Here is a 19,205-nt window from a genome sequence, read left to right as displayed (position 1 = left end):
ACTCACCAGAATTAGTAAATTTACATGATAAAGATTTTAAGTAATGGACGATAATTTTTCACCAAGAGTTAAGGATGTAATAAGCTATAGTAAAGAAGAAGCTTTACGATTAGGGCATGACTTTATCGGCACTGAACACTTAATGTTAGGAATTTTAAGAGACGGTAACGGAACCGCAATCAATATACTGAATAATCTCTCCGTAGATTTAGAGCATTTACGCAGAAAAGTAGAAGTATTAAGCCCTGCAAATCCCAGTACCGATCGTAGTAATGAGAAAAAAAACCTGCATTTAACGCGTCAGGCGGAACGTGCTTTACGTACCACTTTTTTAGAAGCTAAAGTTTTCCAGAGTACTTCAATCAGTACCGCTCATTTACTGTTGTGTATTCTCCGAAACGAGAATGACCCGACAACGAAGCTTTTAAACAAATTAAAAATTGACTACGAAATAGTTAAAGAACAATTTATTGCTATGACATCAAACGAAGAAGATTACCTAGATAACCTGCCTAAAGCGGAGTCATTTAATGACGATTCCGGACAAGATGACAGTATGCGTGACACAGGTTTTAATAATCCTGGCACCGGCAAAGCAAATAAAAAATCAAAAACGCCTGTTTTAGATAACTTTGGTCGTGATCTGACCGAATTGGCAGAAGAAGGAAAATTAGACCCGGTTGTGGGACGTGAAAAAGAAATTGAACGCGTTTCGCAGATCCTGAGTCGCCGTAAAAAAAATAACCCGCTTTTAATCGGAGAACCGGGCGTTGGTAAATCGGCTATAGCCGAAGGACTGGCGTTGCGTATCATCCAGAAAAAAGTTTCCAGAATCCTGTTCAACAAACGTGTCGTAACGCTTGATCTGGCCAGTCTGGTTGCCGGAACAAAATACAGAGGACAGTTTGAAGAGCGCATGAAAGCCGTGATGAACGAACTGGAAAAAAATGATGATATCATCCTTTTTATCGACGAGATTCACACAATCGTAGGTGCCGGTGGCGCCACCGGTTCGCTGGACGCTTCAAACATGTTCAAACCTGCTCTGGCACGTGGCGAAATCCAATGTATTGGTGCTACAACGCTTGACGAATACCGTCAGTATATCGAGAAAGACGGTGCTTTGGAAAGACGTTTTCAAAAAGTAATTGTGGAGCCCACTACCGTAGAGGAAACCATTACCATTTTGAACAACATTAAAAACAAATACGAAGACCATCACAATGTTATCTATACGCCGGAAGCTGTTGAAGCCTGCGTAAAGCTGACCAACCGTTATATGTCGGAACGTTTCCTTCCGGACAAAGCGATCGATGCTCTGGACGAAGCCGGTTCCCGCGTACACATTACCAATATTGACGTTCCGAAACAAATTCTGGACTTAGAACGTCAGCTGGAAGAAGTTCGTGAACTTAAAAATTCGGTTGTTAAAAAACAGAAATATGAAGAAGCAGCCAAACTTCGCGATGACGAAAAACGCATCGAAAAAGACCTTGCTGTAGCTCAGGAACAATGGGAAGAAGATGCCAAAAACAACCGTATCGTTGTTACAGAAGACAACGTAGCCGATGTGGTATCCATGATGACCGGAATACCGGTAAATCGTATTGCCCAGACTGAAAGTAATAAATTAGCTCATTTACCGGAACTTATTAAAGGTAAGGTAATTGGACAGGATGAAGCTGTTTTAAAAATTGCAAAATCCATTCAAAGAAACCGTGCCGGATTAAAAGATCCGAACAAACCAATCGGTTCGTTTATTTTCTTAGGTCAGACCGGTGTTGGTAAAACCCAGTTGGCCAAAGTTATTGCAAAAGAACTATTTGATTCTGAAGATGCTTTGGTTCGTATTGACATGAGTGAGTACATGGAGAAATTTGCGATCTCCAGATTAGTGGGAGCGCCTCCGGGTTACGTTGGTTATGAAGAAGGCGGACAGCTTACCGAAAAAGTAAGAAGAAAACCCTACTGTGTTGTTTTGCTTGATGAGATTGAAAAAGCCCATCCGGATGTCTTCAACATGATGTTACAGGTATTGGACGATGGCCATTTAACCGATAGTTTAGGCCGTAAAATCGATTTCCGTAATACGATTATCATCATGACCTCAAACGTTGGTGCCCGTCAGTTAAAAGACTTCGGACAAGGTGTTGGTTTCGGAACTGCTTCGAAACAGGCTCAGGCAGACGAAAATTCAAAAGGAATCATCGAGAATGCACTGAAAAAAGCATTTGCTCCGGAATTCCTGAACAGAATTGATGATGTTGTAGTGTTCAACACTCTTGAAAAAGAAGACATTGACAAAATTATCGATATTGAACTGGATAAATTATACGATAGAGTTGCCGATTTAGGATATAAATTAGCGCTATCGGAAAAAGCGAAGGATTTTATTGCCGAAAAAGGCTTCGACAAACAATTTGGAGCGCGTCCGTTAAAAAGAGCGATACAGAAATATGTGGAAGATGCTTTAGCAGAAGAAATCATCACTTCCAAAATTCATGAAGGCGATGAGATTTTTATGGATCTCGACGAGAGCACCCAGGAACTCACCGTTAGCATTAAGAAAGCTGAAAAACCTACTAATTAAGTAGGTTTTTTCTTTTTTTAGGCAAAAGTGTTTGGCATTTCAAAAAAAGTAGTACATTAGAATTACTAATTAATAAATAGAGATGTTAGACAAAGTTATTGTAGGTAGCGAAGAATGGTGCTCATTCCCAGCACTTGGGATTCCAACTATTAAAGCTCGTGTAGATTCGGGAGCAAAAACTTCCGCACTTCACGCTACAAACATTACCCCTTTTGAGAGAAATGGGGAAAATTGGGTGAAGTTCGATATCAATCCGATTCAGAACAATATTAAAGCGGTAATTCACTGCCAGGCGCTTTTGGTAGACAAACGTGTTGTAAAAAGCTCCAGCGGATACCGTGAGCTGCGTTATGTAATCAGAACCCTGCTGGAAATCGGAGGAAGCGAATGGGAAGTTGAGCTAACACTAACAAACAGGGACTCAATGGGTTTCCGCATGCTGTTAGGACGTGAAGCGATGTCCGGCAGAATTTTGGTGGATCCGGAACAAAAATATTTGTTGGGACAGCCTACTCATGAAAAAATAAAAGAATACTATTATAGCGAAGAACCTTCAAAAAAAGGGCTTCGTATTGGTTTATTAGCCAGTAATCCGGAATTATACAGTAACAAAAGAATCATTGAAGCGGGTGAAATGCGTGGTCATGAAATGCATTTCCTTAATTTAAAATACTGTTATATGAAACTGGATGCTACGGCTCCGGAAATTCACTACCGCGGTGGTCGTGTGCTAAACGATTTCGATGCCGTAATTCCGAGAATCCGTCCCAGTATGACCTACTACGGCTGCGCACTGACGCGTCAGTTTGAAGCCTTAAAGGTTTTCTGTCTTAACAATTCGGCGGCAATAAGCCAGTCCCGGGACAAACTATTTTCATTACAATTATTACTGAATAACGGTGTGGACATCCCGACTACCGGCTTTGCCAATTCTCCGTTGGACACTAACGATTTAATTAAGATGGTTGGCGGTTCCCCGCTGATTGTCAAGCTATTGGAAGGCACCCAGGGAAAAGGTGTTGTACTGGCAGAAACCAAAAAAGCGGCAGAAAGTGTTATCAATGCTTTCAAGAGTTTAAATGCTAACATACTGGTTCAGGAATTTATTAAAGAAGCAAACGGTAAAGATTTACGCTTGTTTGTGGTAGACGGTAAAGTTGTGGCTGCCATGCAGCGCGAAGCCTTACCGGGAGAATTCAGAGCCAACATCCATTTGGGCGGAACCGCTTCGGTTGTAAAAGTAACTGCAGAGGAAAAACGCATTGCCATTAAAGCAGCCAAAGCCATGAACTTAAAAGTTGCCGGTGTGGATATTATCCGTTCTTCCAAAGGACCTTTATTGCTGGAAGTTAACTCCTCGCCCGGCCTGGAAGGAATTGAAGGAGCAACACAAAAAGATATCGCAGGAGAAATGATCAAGGCCATTGAAAAGAATTTCAAATGGAAATAAACTAAGCAGCTGATGAATGCCTACCTGGATATAATCATAAGAAGTACCGCTGTATATTTATTTATGGTTATTGCCTTGCGTATTTTTGGCAAGAAGCAGTTATCCCAGCTCAATACAGCCGACGTTATCCTGATTTTACTCATCAGTAACTCGGTTCAGAATGCTATGGTAGGCAGTAATACCAGCCTTTTCGGAGGTCTGGCAGCAGCATTGGTTTTGTTTTTAGTCAACATGGCTTTTAAAAAGCTGATTTTCAAATACAAAAAACTCGGTGATTTTTTACAGGACAAACCGGAAATATTGATCCATAACGGAAAGCTGGAGTTTGACACCCTGAGTAAATTGGGAATCTCGTCCGATGAGCTCTATGAAGCCATACGCGAACACGGTCTGGAACGCTATAAAGATGTCAAACTGGCCATGCTGGAAATTGACGGTAACATCAGTGTTATTTCCGGTGACAGTACTCTAAAACAAACGCATCACAAACGGCGGATACACAAATCGTTACATTCCGAAAACGCTTAATTTCAATATATGAATAAAACCAGACTGGAAGCTTTTAGCGACGGCGTACTGGCCATCATCATCACCATTATGGTTCTGGAGATCAAAGTCCCGCATGGCGTTGATTTCAATTCGTTAAAACCCATTTTACCCGTTTTTCTAAGTTATATCCTGAGTTTTATTTATGTGGGGATTTACTGGAACAACCACCATCACATGATGCACACGGTAAAACAGGTATCCGGAGAGATTCTCTGGGCAAACCTGCACCTGCTGTTCTGGCTTTCCCTGATCCCGTTTGTAACGGCATGGATTGGTGAAAATCACTTTGCTCCTTTTCCGATGACCATGTATGGTGTCATACTTTTAATGTGTGCCGTTGCCTATTTTATACTGCAGGCTTTGATCCTGAAAAAGCACGGACCGGATTCTGTTTTATCCAAAGCTATCGGAAAAGATATAAAAGGAAAGTTATCGCCTGTTTTTTACATACTGGGAATTATCGCCTCCAGTTTTAACGGTTTAATTGCCGGCGGATTTTATGTGCTGGTTGCCATAATGTGGCTCATTCCGGACAACCGGATTGAAAAGATCGTTGCCGAAAAAGAAGATTAAATTACTGTCAAACCCCTTGAAAATTACCTAACGTTTCACTATTAATACAAATTTCCATGGTACTACTTTCTAAAATAATTATCGGATTTATAGCCTTACTCCACCTTTATATTTTATGGCTGGAAATGTTTGCCTGGACAACCCGGGCAAAAAAAGTATTCAAAAGCGTACCGGCCGAAATGTTTGAAAAAACAAAACAGATGGCAGGAAACCAGGGATTGTATAACGGCTTTTTAGCCGCCGGATTGATCTGGTCGTTATTGATTTGCGATGTCCAATGGAGCATGCATGTGGCAACCTTCTTTTTAGGCTGTGTTCTGGTAGCCGGGCTTTATGGCGCCATGACCGTACAGAAATCGATACTGTATGTACAAAGTGTTCCGGCAATTTTAGGCTTACTCAGTATCTATTTTTTAAAATAAATTTCCAGAAAAACACATCGGATTAAACTCCTGTAATTCCGTTTTCTGCATCGTTTTTCATATTATTCCGTAGCTACGATCGTGGATTACAAATCTGCGAAACCAAGGTAAATAAACAATGGAAAAACCAGTACATATTTTAGATCAAATAGCCATTCAATGGAACAATGAAGAAGAAAGTTTCTTCCTCGATACCGAATTTTCAGAAAAATATATCAAAGTGGAAATGCCAATTGGCAAAAAATACGCCTGGCAAGTAGAATATCACGATATTTCTAAAAGTGTAAATTTAGAATCTCTGTTTGACGCACATTACAGAACAGATGCAGATGATGCGTTTGTTCCGTTGATGAACAGGTATAACAGAATGATGAGAGAAGGCACTTTTGCACCGGCAGAATTAGATTTGGGAGCGGTCAAATTATATTCCGAAGCCAAACTAACTGATGTCGTAAATGGAATTGAAGGCGGCGGTTGGATTGTAAGCAAAAGATTATTTGAAATACTTAAAAATTTCAACATTGGTGAATATCAGCCATACAAAATTGCCGTAAAAAGCAAAAAAATAGTTTCTGAAGATTATGTATATCTGCATTTTGCAAATTATGCAGATGAATACGTAGATTTTCCACAATCTGTTTTTTATAAAGGCAAAGGATATTTTGATTTTGCTTCAAGAGCGATAATGCCCGAATCGTTCCATTCAGCAGAGGAGATACAGCTACTTTCTGACCAATTGAATGAAGGCGTTACTTTTACCAATTTTAAAAAAAGAGTAAACATTCAATCAAAGATAATTGTTCTTAAACCCAACGAACTGGATATTTTTAAGTTTAAAAGTCACCTGCTAAACAGGGAACAATTTATATCTGCACGATTAGCCCAAACCTTGCTTGATGAAAAAATTACAGGACTTGAATTTATCAAAACAACCAAAGTGAAATAACCTTTGTAACAACAGCATAACAAGCAATAAAAAATGAAACATAACAAACCTCAAATATACACGCTCAATTGCAGAAGCTGGATTGGAAACCTGAGCAAAAAGAGCATCAAAGTACAACAGCCCAAATGCGAAAAATGCAACAGAGCATTAAAAGAAGAAATCAAATATTCAAAAGTGGTATTGGAGGCTGAAAAATACAACGGAGAAGATTGGGCAAGTGCCTCCGGTTTGCTGATGGTTACTCAAAAGCTATATGAAGCCCTTATGCTGGGAGGAATTAAAGGATTTGCTCCCCTGAAAGTAAAAAAGGTACCATTTAAATATACAGCCCTTGATATTAAAACAATACCCGATTTTGTTTATTTAGCCATTTTATCTCCTGCAATCAGGAACATTCCTATTGCCTGCGATTATACAGGAATTTGTGAAGGATGTAATCTCACGCTCAACAAATACAATGAAGAAAAATCTCAATTGATTATGCGGAAAACCACTGAAAATCCTATTAATCTGCAGGTATATGCTGATACTTATGAAAATGCAGATATTTTCAACTTTACAGACCATGGAGAAATTGGCGTGACCCAAAAATTCCTCGATGTCATCAAAGATTTTAATTGCCCTGATGCGGTTATTATTCCGGCAGAATGGATTTAATAAATTTAGGTAATTATACCATTTTTAAACAAAAAAAGACTTCCAATGGAAGTCTTTTTCATTTATCAGCTATTGGCTTATTCAAAAACCACTTCGTCCATCTGGAAGCTGTTTAAGAAAGCAACCGATTTTTCAATGTCATAATGTAAGATACGGTCTTCATGAACAAGCGGCACTTCTTCTCTGTAGGATTTCAGGAACATTTCGATAAAATCACTTGATTTTAAAGGTCTTCTGAATGCTACTGCCTGGGAAGCATTCATCAATTCAATGGCAAGGATACGCTCTAAATTTTCCATAATTTTTAAAGCTTTCGTTGCTGCATTTGCTCCCATACTCACGTGGTCTTCCTGACCGTTTGAAGAAACAATACTGTCAATACTGGCCGGAGTAGCATATTGCTTGTTCTGGCTTACAATACTCGCCGCAGTATATTGCGGAATCATGAATCCGGAATTTAATCCCGGGTCGCTCACTAAAAATGCCGGTAATCCTCTCAAACCGGAAATTAACTGATAAGTACGTCTTTCAGAAATACTTCCCAGTTCTGCCAAAGCTATTCCCAGGAAATCCAGGGCTAAAGCCAAAGGCTGTCCGTGGAAATTTCCTCCGGAGATGATCTCATCACTTTCAATAAAAATATTCGGGTTATCGGTAACGGAGTTGATTTCCGTTTTAAATACTTTTTTCACATAGTCGATAGTATCCTTGGAAGCACCGTGCACCTGTGGAATACAACGGAACGAATACGGATCCTGTACATGTTTTTTAGGCTGTGCAATGATTTCGCTGTCTTCCAGTAATTCCTGGAAACGTTTTGCGGTATTGATCTGCCCTTTGTGCGGACGAACCAAATGGATCAGTTCATTAAACGGTTCGATTCTTCCGTCAAATCCTTCTAACGAGATGGCTCCGATAACATCGGCTAAATAGGAATATTTGCTTGCTTTCAGCAATACATAGCTTCCGTAAGCACTCATAAACTGTGTTCCGTTCAATAATGCCAGCCCTTCTTTAGATTGTAAAACAATAGGCTCCCAACCCATTTTTTCCAATACCTTTTTCGCCGGTTGGCGGAAGCCGTCAGCAAATACTTCACCTTCTCCCAATAACGGTAAAGACAAGTGTGCCAATGGTGCCAGATCGCCGGAAGCGCCCAAAGAACCCTGCGAATAAATAACCGGTAAAATATCGTGGTTATAAAAGTCAATAAGTCTTTCTACCGTTTGCAGCTGCACTCCGGAATGTCCGAAACTCAAAGACTTAATTTTTAACAGCAACATGATTTTCACAATTTCATGCGGTACTTCATCACCGGTACCACAAGCATGCGATTTCACTAAATTTTCCTGTAATCTGGATAAGTTTTCATTCGAAATTTTTACATCACACAAAGATCCGAAACCGGTATTAATTCCATAAATAGGTTCGTTGTGTGTTTGCATTTTATTATCCAAATAAGCTCTGCATTTTTCAATATTAAGACGGGCTTCTTCCGATAAGGCTAGGGTTTTATGCTCTGTAATTATTTCTTGTAGTAACTCCAATGAAATCACGTCGGAGCTTATATAATGTACTGTATCCATTTTATTGTATAAATTAATTCCTCAAAATTCCGCAAATTACGGGTAAAAAACAAGACATATTATTAGTATTTGGTATAATTGAATTATTAATCACAATTCTTATATTTGAGCAACTAAAATTCAAACAACTAAAAACCTGTTTAACATGAAGAAAGTAATTTATTTACTACTGGTAATTGTTTTTGCTTCTTTCGCCGGTCCGAAAGAAACCATTACCTTATCGGGTAAAATCAGTAATGCTGATGAAAACAAAATCAGAATCAGAGGGGAAGCCTTTGAAAAGGAAATCACCTTAAAACCCGACGGATCTTTTTCGGAGAGTTTTCCAATTGACTACAGCGGTACCTATACTCTGGGCACCAAAAACAACCGTATTGCCTTATACCTGGCCAAAGGTACCAAGCTGGCGATTAATGCCGACGATAAGAACTTCACCACTACCCTGGCTTTTTCCGGAAACGGCAGTGTTGAAAACCAGTATATCGCTAAAAAGAATGAAATTGTAAACAAGGCACTGGGCGATCCGCAAGCTTTTTACAGCCAGGATGAAAACACATTCCTGACCAAAAATTCCGAATTAAAAAAGACGGTTTTAGAGTTATACAACAAAACAAAGTTCAGTGATGCTGCTTTTAAAACCAGCGAACTAAAAAACATCAATTATTTTGAGCAGCTTTTAAATGCCAACTATGCTCCTTACCACGCGCATTATACAAAAAAAGAAGATTTTAAAGTATCGGCAGGCTTCCCTCTTTTTGACGAAAAGACAAATCTGGATAGCGAAGAAGATTTCTTGTTTTCAAATCCTTACAAACAGATTGTAGCGGCTAAATTCCGTGGGAAAATAATGGAACAGTTAGGTGAAGATGCCGATTATACTTCAAAAGTAGCCCTGCCGGAAATCAAAAAAATCAAGAGCCCGAGCATTAAAAACAGTTTACTGCAAAACTTAGGTTATGAGGTTGGAGCCGGAAATCCGGATGCCGAAAACCTGTATAAAGAATTAATGGCGTTATCAACTAACCAGAAATTCAAAGATGAATTAACGACCAAGTTTAATAAGATCAAAACACTAACCGTTGGAAAACCGTCGCCGAAATTCAACTACGAGAACCATAAAGGCGGAAAAACATCCTTAGACCAGTTAGCCGGAAAATATGTGTATATCGATGTATGGGCAACCTGGTGCGGACCGTGTCGTAAAGAAATCCCTTTTTTACAGGAAGTGGAAAAACAATATCACGGTAAAAACATTGAATTTGTAAGCCTTTCCATTGATGCTAAAAAAGACCATGAAAAATGGAAAAATTTAGTGAATGAAAAAAGTTTAGGCGGTATTCAGCTGTTTGCCGATAACGACTGGAACTCTCAATTCGTAAAAGATTATGCTATTGAAGGTATTCCAAGATTTATTTTAGTAGACACTAAAGGAAATATCGTAACGGCCGATGCTCCGCGCCCATCCGATCCGAAACTGGTTGAACTGTTTCGTTCCTTAGGGATTTAATAAAAAAGCGCTTCGAAAATGAAGCGCTTTTTTTATATAGGATATATGAGGTAAGAAGTGTGAATTATGAAATTAGAAGTACGAGGGGTGATATGGGATTTGCGAGGTGTTCTCAGAATATTTTTACCAAACTAAAAAAATATTTTCCATAAGTAAGCGAACATTCATTTATTAATATTACTTTTGTTCCGATAAAATGAAAGACTATGCGAACACGTGATACTAATAAAGAAGACCTGGTAAAGCAAAAAGCTATAGAAATGCTTGCCGATAAAGGAATTGAAGGCTTTAGTATGAATCGTCTGGCTAAAGAAAGTAATGTTTCGGTGGCAACACTGTATATCTACTATACCGACAAAGACGATCTGATAAAAAAAATCGGTGTGGAAATCGGGCAAAAATTCTTCGCTGCCATGATGAACGGATTCGTACCCGATATGCACTTTGTAGACGGGCTCCGGAAGCAATGGGAAAACAGAGCCGATTTCATGATAAACCACATGGCAGAAATGGGTTGTTTGGAAATACTGCAAAACTCCTCCTATGGCGAATATATCATTCAGGAAAGTGTAAAGGATTTCAGAACCATAATGACTGATTTTTTTACCAATGCTGTAGCAAAAAAACAAATGATACCCGTTTCAAAAGATGTATTCTGGAGCATTGCCTACGGACCGCTATATTCATTGCTCCGCTTTCACAACAGGGGTAAAAGTATGGGCGGCATGCCTTTTACACTAACCAATGAAATCCGCGATGAAACATTTGAACTGGTTATTAAAGCACTAACACCATAAAAGTATTGTTATGAAACTGCAAAACATATTCATATTTGCGACCAATATCAAAACCAAAAAAAGCAAACACAAAATCCGTAAAATTTTAAACGCCCATATTGCCATAACCGCCTGGAGCATTGACCAGGATGATATTGATTGCGTCTTAAGAATAGTAACCGATACGTTAACGGTATCACAGATAATAGCACTTGTTAACGTTCATCATTATGAGTGTAAAGAATTAATATAAAATGAACGATCTGACACCAACAATACCCTTTACCGGCTATCAGAAATTTGTAGTTTTCTTATTAGCCATCACCCAATTTACCGTTGTCCTGGATTTTATGGTAATGTCGCCTTTGGGAGATATTATGATGAAAACATTAAGCATCAGCCCTTCCCAATTTGGTGTGGCGGTATCTGCCTATGCCTTTAGCGCCGGGATTTCCGGACTTCTTACAGCAGGTTTTGCCGACCGGTTTGACCGTAAAAAACTCCTGTTATTTTTTTATATCGGTTTTGCAACAGGAACCCTATTTTGTGCATTAGCGCCAACGTTCCCGCTACTGGTAATTGCCCGGATTGTCACCGGAATATTCGGTGGGGTAATCGGTTCTATTTCTATGGCAATAGTAGCCGACCTGTTCAGCCTGCAGCAGCGCGGGAAAGTAATGGGCTTTGTTCAAATGGGCTTTGGCGCAAGCCAGGTTTTGGGTATCCCGATCGGTTTATACATCGCCAATAAATGGGGCTGGCATATTCCGTTTTTATGGATAGCCGTAATGGCGGGTATTATTGCGCTTACCCTGTTCCTGAAACTAAAACCCATCAACGAACACCTTTCATTGCAAAGAGATAAAACCGCTTTCCAGCATTTGCTGCATACAATAGCTAAAAAAAATTATAGAATCGGTTTTCTGTCAACAGCCCTCCTATCCATTGGCGGCTTTATGATGATGCCTTTTGGCAGCGCATTTGCCATTAACAATTTAAAAGTAACACAAGAACAATTACCGCTTATTTTCCTGGTTTCCGGTATTGCTACATTAATTTCAATGCCTTTTATCGGAAAATGGAGTGATAAAATCAGTAAATTCAAATTATTTGCTGCGGCTACTAGCTGCGCTATCATAATCATTAATATTTATGCCCATTTTTCGGCAACACCATTTTGGCTGGTCCTGACAATGAATGTATTGATGATGGTGGCAATAATGAGCCGGATGGTACCGTCCATTGCGCTCACCTCGGCCATTCCACAGGCACAGGACAGAGGAGCTTTTATGAGCATCAATGCGTCATTACAGCAAATGGCTGGTGGTTTCGGAGCCATGCTCGCAGGAGTTATCATTGTACAAAAAGACAATTTTACCCCTTTACAGCATTATGATACACTAGCCATGATAGCCTCAACCATCATGCTATTCACCATTTATATGGTATACAGGGTAAACAAATTAGTTTTAAAAAAGTAAATGAGTGGACTATAAACTGATCAATCCGCCTCAGTCAATTGCCGCCTTTGTTGAAAGTTTCTGGATGCTGCACAATCCTTCGGACGAAAACAAAGAGGTTATTGTATTGCCCGATGGCAGGATTGATTTGTTTTTTTCAGTATCGGCAACCGAACCGTTCCATATCACCCTTTTAGGGCTGGAAACCCAACCGTCTTATGCCACTATTGAGCCGCAAACGCTCACCTTTGCCATCAGCTTTAAGCCGCTTGCAGCAGAATATCTGCTACAGCAAACGGTATCAGACCTATTGGATACCGCCATCCGTTTACCAGCCGGCTTTTGGGATTTTAATGCCGGTGATCTAAGCAGCTTTGAACATTTTTGCCAAAAGGCAGTCCATATAATACAGGAACGTATACCTGAAAATATTGACGAAAGAAAAATAAAACTTTTCGATCTGATGTTTGCTTCAAACGGAGCACTATCGGTAAAAGAATTTTCAGAAAAAGTATATTGGAGCAGCCGGCAGATCAACCGCTATTTTAACAAACAATACGGTATCTCTTTAAAAACCTATTGTAATATTCTCCGGTTCAGGGCTTCCTTTGACCATATCAAAAAAGGTAAACTGTTTCCCGAACAGGATTTTTTCGACCAGCCGCATTTTATACGAACCGTAAAAAAACTAACCGGTGTTTCTCCTAAAGAACTGCGTTACAATCAAAACGACCGATTTATACAATTTTCAACGCTCACCGGAAAATAACTTTGTTCCGTAATTAAAAAGATACGGAAATGAAACTTAAAGACAAACAAATTGCGATAATCGGCGGTGGTCCGGGCGGACTAACGCTGGCAAGACTTTTACAGCAGGGAGGCTGTAAGGTAACCGTTTATGAACGGGATCTGAACAAAAACGCCAGAGTACAGGGCGCCAATCTGGATTTACATGAAGAATCCGGTTTGGCAGCACTTCGAAAAGCTGGTTTAATGGCTGCTTTTTATGCCAACCATTTACCGGATGCCGGAAAATTAAGAATAACAGATCATCACGGTACCATTTGCCTGGACGATCATCAGGAAGGCAGCATATCTGAAAACCGACCTGAAATTGACAGAGGTCCGCTTCGGAAAATATTACTGGAATCACTACAGAACGATACCGTGGTCTGGGACAGCCGGTTCCTTTCTATGGAAAAAGCAAATGACGGATGGCGGTTACACTTCCACAACAAAGAAAACGTTTATGCCGATATTGTTATTGGTGCAGACGGTGCGAATTCCAAGATCAGACCTTATTTAAGTGCTATAAAACCGGTATATTCCGGCGTTACCATCATTGAAGGCAACATTTACGAAGCAGAAAAAAGTACCCCGAAACTCTTCAACCTGTTAAAAGGAGGTAAATTATTTGCATTAGGAAACGAACAGTCCCTGATTCTTAGTACAAAAGGTGACGGAAGCATTGCTTTTTATACCGGTGAAAAAGTAGATGAAAATTGGGTAACGGAGAGTAATATCAATTTTAAAAACATACCGGAAGTAAAAAACTGGTTCGTTAAAAGCTTCCCCGATTGGGACGTGATGTGGCACGAATTATTTACCGCAGAAAAAACAACCATTATACCACGGCCTTTATTCCATTATCCGCCCGACCAGCATTGGGAACCGCAAAGCAATCTTACGATCATTGGTGATGCTGCACACAGAATGCCGCCTTATGCCGGTGAAGGTGTTAACATGGCAATGCTGGATGCGCTGGAACTGAGCGAGATCCTGCTCGATGATAAATCCGGTGATACCAAAGCGGCTTTTAGCACATACGAAACAAAAATGCTGAAAAGAGCTGCTGAAGTAACTGCAATGACCATGGTCAATACCGTTGCACTCCACAGTTCCGGTGCTTTGCAGTATATCCTGGAAATGTTCCGCAGTTTCGATCAGCAGGCATAGCAACCTGATCAGGGAACCGGTATTTTCGGTTCCCTGATTAGCTATCAATTATTCTAAAATGGTTTTTAATATAAAGTCAGGAATGCTTTTCCGAGATTGTCAATACAGTCCGATGCGGTAAAAGCATGATACCCCACATCCGACAAAGCAATATCTGCCGTCAGTCCGTGTACATATACACCCACTATTGCCGCATCAAGAGGTTCGTAGGATTGTGCCAGCAGGCCGGTAATAATTCCGGTCAGCACATCACCGCTGCCACCAGTAGCCAGGGACTGATTTCCGGTGCTGTTTTCAAAAAGGGCATCGTGATACACAATCACCGTTGGCGCACCTTTTACCACTACTACCAGATCGTATTCTTTAGAAAAAGTCTTTACTTTTTTTATTTTTCCGGCATCGTCATGCCATTCTCCTATAAGCCGTTCCAGTTCTTTTTTATGCGGGGTCAGTATCGTTTTGGGCGGTAACAGTTCCAGCCATTCTTTATTTTCAGAAAGTATATTCAGTCCGTCGGCATCCACTACCAAAGGAGCTTTATTGAGTTTTAAAAAGTGAAAAAATGCCTGCTGGGTTTCCGAATGCAGCCCCATTCCTACTCCAATGCCTATTGCCCGGAAATCGACTGCCTTGTCGATGGCTGTTAAATGTGTCGGATAATCATCGGTAATGACCATGACTTCCGGAATTATCGTCTGCACGATATCATAACCGCATTTGGGAATATATGCCGTAACCAATCCGGCTCCGGATTTCAAACAGGCTTTAGCCGACAGTGCCGGAGCACCGATCTTGCCATAACTGCCGCCCACAATCAAAGCGTGGCCCTGCAGCCCTTTATGCGCAAATTTATCAATCGGTTTAAATCGCTTTAGAATTTCGTTCTTATCTGTTCGCATCAAATTTTCCATTATTTCCGATTTTAAAGACTTCTATAAATTTACAACTATTTCTGCATAGTCCCTTTATCATCCCTGCTAATCCTGCCTTTATATTACAGTATTATTAACAGCGAAAATATGGTCCTAACTTAAAGATAGGCAGCCTATTATTTTTTAGGTCTTCCGTTTTCAAATACTACCGCTGCAAGCAATTTGCCGTTATCATCATAATGATTAAAAATGCCATTGCCGTTTTTAAGCGTACCCGGATCTAATTTGTTACCGTTTTTATCATGGCGTTCCAAAACCTCCATTAGCCTGTTATCGGCCATTATCGCTTTTATGGTAACGATTCCGTTTTCAAAATAGGTCGTGTGCTCTCCAGTAATAGAATTACCCTTCAGGAAACCGTCTTCTTTTACTTTGCCGCTTTCATAATACGTTATATATTTTCTTTCCGGTTTGCCAATTACGTAAAACTCTTCCGTTTTAATTTTTCCGTTATGATAGTATTCGGTATACTTACCCGTTTTAATTCCTTTGTCATAATGCTGAACAGTGTACTTTTTACCGTCATCAAAATACACTATAAATTCACCATCCGGTTTGCCATCCGCATAATTGGACACCAATTTTTTCTTCCCGTCTTCATAATATGCCATGTTTTTTCCGTGCCGGATGCCATTGCTGTAGTTTTCTAAAAATCTTACATTGCCGTTTTTATAATAGATCCGCCAGGTACCGGTTTCCTTCCCTTTATCATATTCCCCTTTTTTCCATAGCTTTTGGTCATCATAAAAATAGGTCCATAACCCCGTTTTCTGATTATCCTGATAACTTCCCTTCCCGCTTTTTTCGTCTGTATACGACAGCTCATCCACCGTTATGGGCGTTGGGGAATGACTTTGCGTGTTTTCCTGGGCATATAGCACACCTGTTAATAACAAACAGGCTAAGAGGTAACTGTTTTTAAGCATTTTGTTTTGGTAATAATTGCTGTGAGAACGCAATTATACACAACTTTACAGAGATGGCAAAACAAAAATCTTCGTTATTTTTTCATATAAATCAGTGATTGCAATGCTGTTGCCAAAATACATCCGGTGAATTTATACCGGCAGCTTGCCGTTTTAAAACAAAAAATAATTATATTTGTTTTAATGTTAAGCAACAATAGCAAATATTACCCTCTTGCTACAACCGTAACTGTATCGGTTGCAACTGCCGTTGCTACAACATCTACAACTACAACAACTACCCCTTTAGGGGTATAATCATTACATATAATCCATTGTGTGCACTTGTTATTTTTAACAAGACGGCTTAGTTGTTTCTCTTAACAACCCTTTCCCTTATATTTTTAATCGTATTCATTTGTAAAACAACAGATGGATCCAAAAAGATAATCCTATGAAAGTCTTAAAATTTGGCGGCACTTCGGTAGCCAATGCCCAGAATATCATACAGTCCATTTCCATTATTAAACAAAAAAGCGGTAAAAAAGTTGTTGTAGTATCCGCTTTGGGCGGTATAACCGATGCTTTAGTTGAAGCGATAAACAAAGCGAAACATAAAGATCCCGAATATAAAAATGCGCTTATAGCAATAAAAGACAAGCATTTCACTACTGTTGAAGCGCTGTTGCCTGAGGAAAACAAAGACGTTATAAACCAATACATTACAGCGGCTTTTGCCCATATCGCTTCGCTTTTGGAAGGTTGTTTCCTGTTAGGGGAATTGTCAGACAAAACAACCGATACCATACTCGCCTACGGAGAATTGCTTTCTTCCCGTATTATTTATGAGAAGCTAAAACAACTGCCCGGTAAAGTCGCTTATGCAGACAGCCGTGAGCTTATTAAAACCGATGCCAACTTTGGCAATGCCCATGTAAATTTTGAAACTACCGATTTCTTAATCCAGTATTTCTTTGATAAAAACCAGGCAGAAATTACAATATTGCCCGGATTTATAGCAGAAGCCTATAACGGTCTGACCACTACTTTGGGACGTGGCGGTTCCGATTATACTGCCGCTATTATTGCTGCTGCGCTCGATGCGGAACAATTGGAAATCTGGACTGATGTGAGCGGCATGTTTACTGCCAATCCCAGAATTGTCAAACAAGCCAGGCCAATTCCCGACATCAGCTATAAAGAAGCAATGGAATTATCCCATTTCGGAGCCAAAGTATTGTATGCCCCAACCATTCAGCCGGTTTTAAACAAACATATCCCGATTCACATTAAGAATACTTTTGCCCCGGAAGAATACGGCACTGTTATCCGCAATGAAGTCGTTCCAAACCAGGATTCCATCAGAGGCATCAGCCATATTGATAATATTGCGCTGATCACTCTGGAAGGTTCCGGGCTTATTGGTGTTTCCGGTGCGTCCAAACGTTTTTTCGGCGCGGTTGCCAAAGAACAGGTCAACATTATTTTTATCACACAGGCATCCTCGGAACATTCTATTTGCATTGGTATTTCAGAACAAAATGCTTCCAGGGCAAAACGGGCTATTGATATGGAATTTCAATACGAGATCAAACAGCTGAAAATCAAACCTTCCTGTATTGAAAACAACCTCAGTATTATTGCCCTGGTGGGTGAAAACATGAAAAACCACCAGGGTTTAAGCGGCAGGATGTTTAGCACTTTAGGCAAAAACAATGTGAATATCCGGGCGATCGCACAGGGAGCTTCCGAACGCAATATTTCGGTGGTTATCCAGCAAAAAGATGTCAAAAAAGCATTGAACACGCTGCACGAGCGATTCTTTGAAGACAACATCAGGCAGCTGAACCTTTTTATCAGCGGTGTGGGAAATGTAGGCGGAAAATTTATCGATCAGATCAACCAGCAGAAAAAATACCTGAAAGACAATTTAAAACTGAATGTCAGGGTTATTGCTATTTCCAATTCCAGAAAAATGTATTTTGACGATGAAGGAATTGCCCTGAACAACTGGAAAGAACACCTGGAAGCCGGAGAAGCCAACAATACTGAAGCTTTTATTGCCAATGTGGAAAAACTGAACCTGCGCAACAGCATCTTTATTGACAATACTGCCAATGCGCATATTGCCGGCATATACGACCGCTTTTTAAAGCAGAATGTCGCTGTGGTAACCTGTAATAAAATTGCCTGTTCATCGGAATATGAGCACTATCAGCACCTGAAATCGCTGTCTAAAAAGTACAATGCTCCTTTCCTGTATGAAACAAATGTCGGAGCCGGTCTGCCCATTATTGACACCTTAAAGAATTTAATTATTTCCGGCGATAAAATCAATAAAATTCAGGCAGTTTTATCGGGTAGTTTAAACTTTATCTTTAACAACTTTAATGAAGATAACAGCTTCCACGATATTGTAAATCAGGCACGGCAGGAAGGCTATACCGAACCGGATCCGAAGATCGATTTAAGCGGAATTGATGTCATGCGGAAAATATTGATCCTAATCCGGGAAAGCGGTTACCAGATGGAAATTGACGACATTCACAACCAGTCCTTTTTACCGGAAGATGCTCTGACAGCAACAACTGTTCCCGGTTTTTTGGAATCCCTGCAGGCCAATGCCGTCCATTTTAAAAATCTCTATCAGGATGCTGCCCAAAAAGAATGCCGCTTAAAATATGTGGCACAATTTGAAAACGGCAAAGCATCCGTAGGCTTGCAATGCATCGCTAAAGAACATCCTTTTTATAACCTGGAAGGGAAAGACAATATCGTGTTGTTTTATACCGACCGTTATTGCGAACAGCCGCTGCTGATAAAAGGTGCCGGTGCCGGAGCGGCTGTAACTGCTTCCGGAATATTTGCAGATGTAATTCGAATTGGTAACGTTTAA

Annotated in this window: 17 protein-coding genes; 14 read left to right on the top strand and 3 right to left on the bottom strand. The window is 40.1% G+C overall.

Annotation, left to right across the window (positions count from 1 at the left end; all coding sequences use genetic code 11):
- The first annotated feature begins 43 nt into the window (after nucleotides 1–43).
- From HW120_RS11855 to HW120_RS11825, 7 genes are all read left to right on the top strand, one after another.
- Entirely contained in the window at nucleotides 44–2,590 is a 2,547-nt protein-coding gene (locus tag HW120_RS11855) for an ATP-dependent Clp protease ATP-binding subunit (RefSeq protein ID WP_177734317.1), read from the top strand.
- An 82-nt stretch (nucleotides 2,591–2,672) separates the two neighbouring features.
- On the top strand, nucleotides 2,673–4,040 hold the full coding sequence (gene rimK, locus HW120_RS11850) for a 30S ribosomal protein S6--L-glutamate ligase (RefSeq protein WP_177734316.1): 1,368 nt from the start codon (nucleotides 2,673–2,675) through the stop codon (nucleotides 4,038–4,040).
- 12 nt (nucleotides 4,041–4,052) lie between these two features.
- Nucleotides 4,053–4,568, top strand: a complete 516-nt coding sequence (locus tag HW120_RS11845; protein ID WP_177734315.1) for a DUF421 domain-containing protein — start codon at nucleotides 4,053–4,055, stop codon at nucleotides 4,566–4,568.
- 9 nt (nucleotides 4,569–4,577) lie between these two features.
- Nucleotides 4,578–5,162 carry a TMEM175 family protein gene (locus HW120_RS11840; protein WP_177734314.1) on the top strand — a complete coding sequence of 195 codons (585 nt, stop codon included), beginning with the start codon at nucleotides 4,578–4,580 and terminating at the stop codon, nucleotides 5,160–5,162.
- Between the two features lie 56 nt (nucleotides 5,163–5,218).
- Nucleotides 5,219–5,584: a DUF1304 domain-containing protein gene (locus tag HW120_RS11835; RefSeq protein ID WP_177734313.1), complete on the top strand. Its 366-nt coding sequence runs from the start codon at nucleotides 5,219–5,221 to the stop codon at nucleotides 5,582–5,584.
- Between the two features lie 118 nt (nucleotides 5,585–5,702).
- Nucleotides 5,703–6,530 (top strand): Imm43 family immunity protein, encoded by an 828-nt coding sequence (locus HW120_RS11830; protein WP_177734312.1) that lies wholly within the window; start codon nucleotides 5,703–5,705, stop codon nucleotides 6,528–6,530.
- 33 nt (nucleotides 6,531–6,563) lie between these two features.
- Entirely contained in the window at nucleotides 6,564–7,187 is a 624-nt protein-coding gene (locus HW120_RS11825; RefSeq protein ID WP_177734311.1) for a hypothetical protein, read from the top strand.
- A 77-nt stretch (nucleotides 7,188–7,264) separates the two neighbouring features.
- On the opposite strand, the gene hutH is transcribed toward HW120_RS11825, so the two are convergent.
- Nucleotides 7,265–8,773, bottom strand: a complete 1,509-nt coding sequence (hutH, locus tag HW120_RS11820; protein WP_177734310.1) for a histidine ammonia-lyase — start codon at nucleotides 8,771–8,773, stop codon at nucleotides 7,265–7,267.
- A gap of 145 nt (nucleotides 8,774–8,918) precedes the next feature.
- Here hutH and HW120_RS11815 point away from each other — a divergent pair, with 145 nt between their 5' ends.
- The 6 genes from HW120_RS11815 to HW120_RS11790 all read left to right on the top strand — a co-directional run bounded on the left by HW120_RS11815 (nucleotide 8,919) and on the right by HW120_RS11790 (nucleotide 14,472).
- Nucleotides 8,919–10,280, top strand: coding sequence for a redoxin family protein (locus HW120_RS11815; RefSeq protein ID WP_177734309.1), 1,362 nt, complete (start codon nucleotides 8,919–8,921; stop codon nucleotides 10,278–10,280).
- 206 nt (nucleotides 10,281–10,486) lie between these two features.
- Nucleotides 10,487–11,077 (top strand): TetR/AcrR family transcriptional regulator, encoded by a 591-nt coding sequence (locus HW120_RS11810; protein ID WP_177734308.1) that lies wholly within the window; start codon nucleotides 10,487–10,489, stop codon nucleotides 11,075–11,077.
- A gap of 10 nt (nucleotides 11,078–11,087) precedes the next feature.
- Nucleotides 11,088–11,309, top strand: a complete 222-nt coding sequence (locus HW120_RS11805; RefSeq protein ID WP_177734307.1) for a hypothetical protein — start codon at nucleotides 11,088–11,090, stop codon at nucleotides 11,307–11,309.
- A gap of 10 nt (nucleotides 11,310–11,319) precedes the next feature.
- A complete protein-coding gene (locus HW120_RS11800) occupies nucleotides 11,320–12,537 on the top strand; it encodes an MFS transporter (RefSeq protein WP_218618750.1) in 1,218 nt (405 codons plus the stop codon).
- A gap of 4 nt (nucleotides 12,538–12,541) precedes the next feature.
- Entirely contained in the window at nucleotides 12,542–13,285 is a 744-nt protein-coding gene (locus tag HW120_RS11795; protein ID WP_177734305.1) for a helix-turn-helix domain-containing protein, read from the top strand.
- Between the two features lie 29 nt (nucleotides 13,286–13,314).
- A complete protein-coding gene (locus HW120_RS11790) occupies nucleotides 13,315–14,472 on the top strand; it encodes an FAD-dependent oxidoreductase (RefSeq protein WP_177734304.1) in 1,158 nt (385 codons plus the stop codon).
- A gap of 65 nt (nucleotides 14,473–14,537) precedes the next feature.
- Here the strand turns inward: HW120_RS11790 and HW120_RS11785 are convergent, their stop codons facing one another.
- Together HW120_RS11785 and HW120_RS11780 are read right to left on the bottom strand one after the other, a co-directional pair.
- Nucleotides 14,538–15,383, bottom strand: coding sequence for an NAD(P)H-hydrate dehydratase (locus tag HW120_RS11785; protein ID WP_177734303.1), 846 nt, complete (start codon nucleotides 15,381–15,383; stop codon nucleotides 14,538–14,540).
- Between the two features lie 137 nt (nucleotides 15,384–15,520).
- Nucleotides 15,521–16,330 (bottom strand): toxin-antitoxin system YwqK family antitoxin, encoded by an 810-nt coding sequence (locus HW120_RS11780; protein WP_177734302.1) that lies wholly within the window; start codon nucleotides 16,328–16,330, stop codon nucleotides 15,521–15,523.
- 433 nt (nucleotides 16,331–16,763) lie between these two features.
- Between HW120_RS11780 and thrA the strand changes: the two genes are divergently transcribed.
- Nucleotides 16,764–19,205, top strand: coding sequence for a bifunctional aspartate kinase/homoserine dehydrogenase I (gene thrA, locus HW120_RS11775; protein WP_177734301.1), 2,442 nt, complete (start codon nucleotides 16,764–16,766; stop codon nucleotides 19,203–19,205).

The sequence above is a fragment of the Flavobacterium inviolabile genome (assembly GCF_013389455.1).
GTDB lineage: Bacteria > Bacteroidota > Bacteroidia > Flavobacteriales > Flavobacteriaceae > Flavobacterium > Flavobacterium inviolabile.
The sequence above is the reverse complement of the archived record's forward strand: the minus strand, read 5'-3'. Positions and strand labels throughout refer to the sequence as shown.

Bases quoted from the DNA above. Each gene is read 5' to 3' on its own strand.
- HW120_RS11855 (WP_177734317.1), top strand. From the start codon at position 44: ATGGACGATAATTTTTCACCAAGAGTTAAGGATGTAATAAGCTATAGT.
- rimK (WP_177734316.1), top strand. From the start codon at position 2,673: ATGTTAGACAAAGTTATTGTAGGTAGCGAAGAATGGTGCTCATTCCCA.
- HW120_RS11845 (WP_177734315.1), top strand. From the start codon at position 4,053: ATGAATGCCTACCTGGATATAATCATAAGAAGTACCGCTGTATATTTA.
- HW120_RS11840 (WP_177734314.1), top strand. From the start codon at position 4,578: ATGAATAAAACCAGACTGGAAGCTTTTAGCGACGGCGTACTGGCCATC.
- HW120_RS11835 (WP_177734313.1), top strand. From the start codon at position 5,219: ATGGTACTACTTTCTAAAATAATTATCGGATTTATAGCCTTACTCCAC.
- HW120_RS11830 (WP_177734312.1), top strand. From the start codon at position 5,703: ATGGAAAAACCAGTACATATTTTAGATCAAATAGCCATTCAATGGAAC.
- HW120_RS11825 (WP_177734311.1), top strand. From the start codon at position 6,564: ATGAAACATAACAAACCTCAAATATACACGCTCAATTGCAGAAGCTGG.
- hutH (WP_177734310.1), bottom strand. From the start codon at position 8,773: ATGGATACAGTACATTATATAAGCTCCGACGTGATTTCATTGGAGTTA.
- HW120_RS11815 (WP_177734309.1), top strand. From the start codon at position 8,919: ATGAAGAAAGTAATTTATTTACTACTGGTAATTGTTTTTGCTTCTTTC.
- HW120_RS11810 (WP_177734308.1), top strand. From the start codon at position 10,487: ATGCGAACACGTGATACTAATAAAGAAGACCTGGTAAAGCAAAAAGCT.
- HW120_RS11805 (WP_177734307.1), top strand. From the start codon at position 11,088: ATGAAACTGCAAAACATATTCATATTTGCGACCAATATCAAAACCAAA.
- HW120_RS11790 (WP_177734304.1), top strand. From the start codon at position 13,315: ATGAAACTTAAAGACAAACAAATTGCGATAATCGGCGGTGGTCCGGGC.
- HW120_RS11785 (WP_177734303.1), bottom strand. From the start codon at position 15,383: ATGGAAAATTTGATGCGAACAGATAAGAACGAAATTCTAAAGCGATTT.
- HW120_RS11780 (WP_177734302.1), bottom strand. From the start codon at position 16,330: ATGCTTAAAAACAGTTACCTCTTAGCCTGTTTGTTATTAACAGGTGTG.
- thrA (WP_177734301.1), top strand. From the start codon at position 16,764: ATGAAAGTCTTAAAATTTGGCGGCACTTCGGTAGCCAATGCCCAGAAT.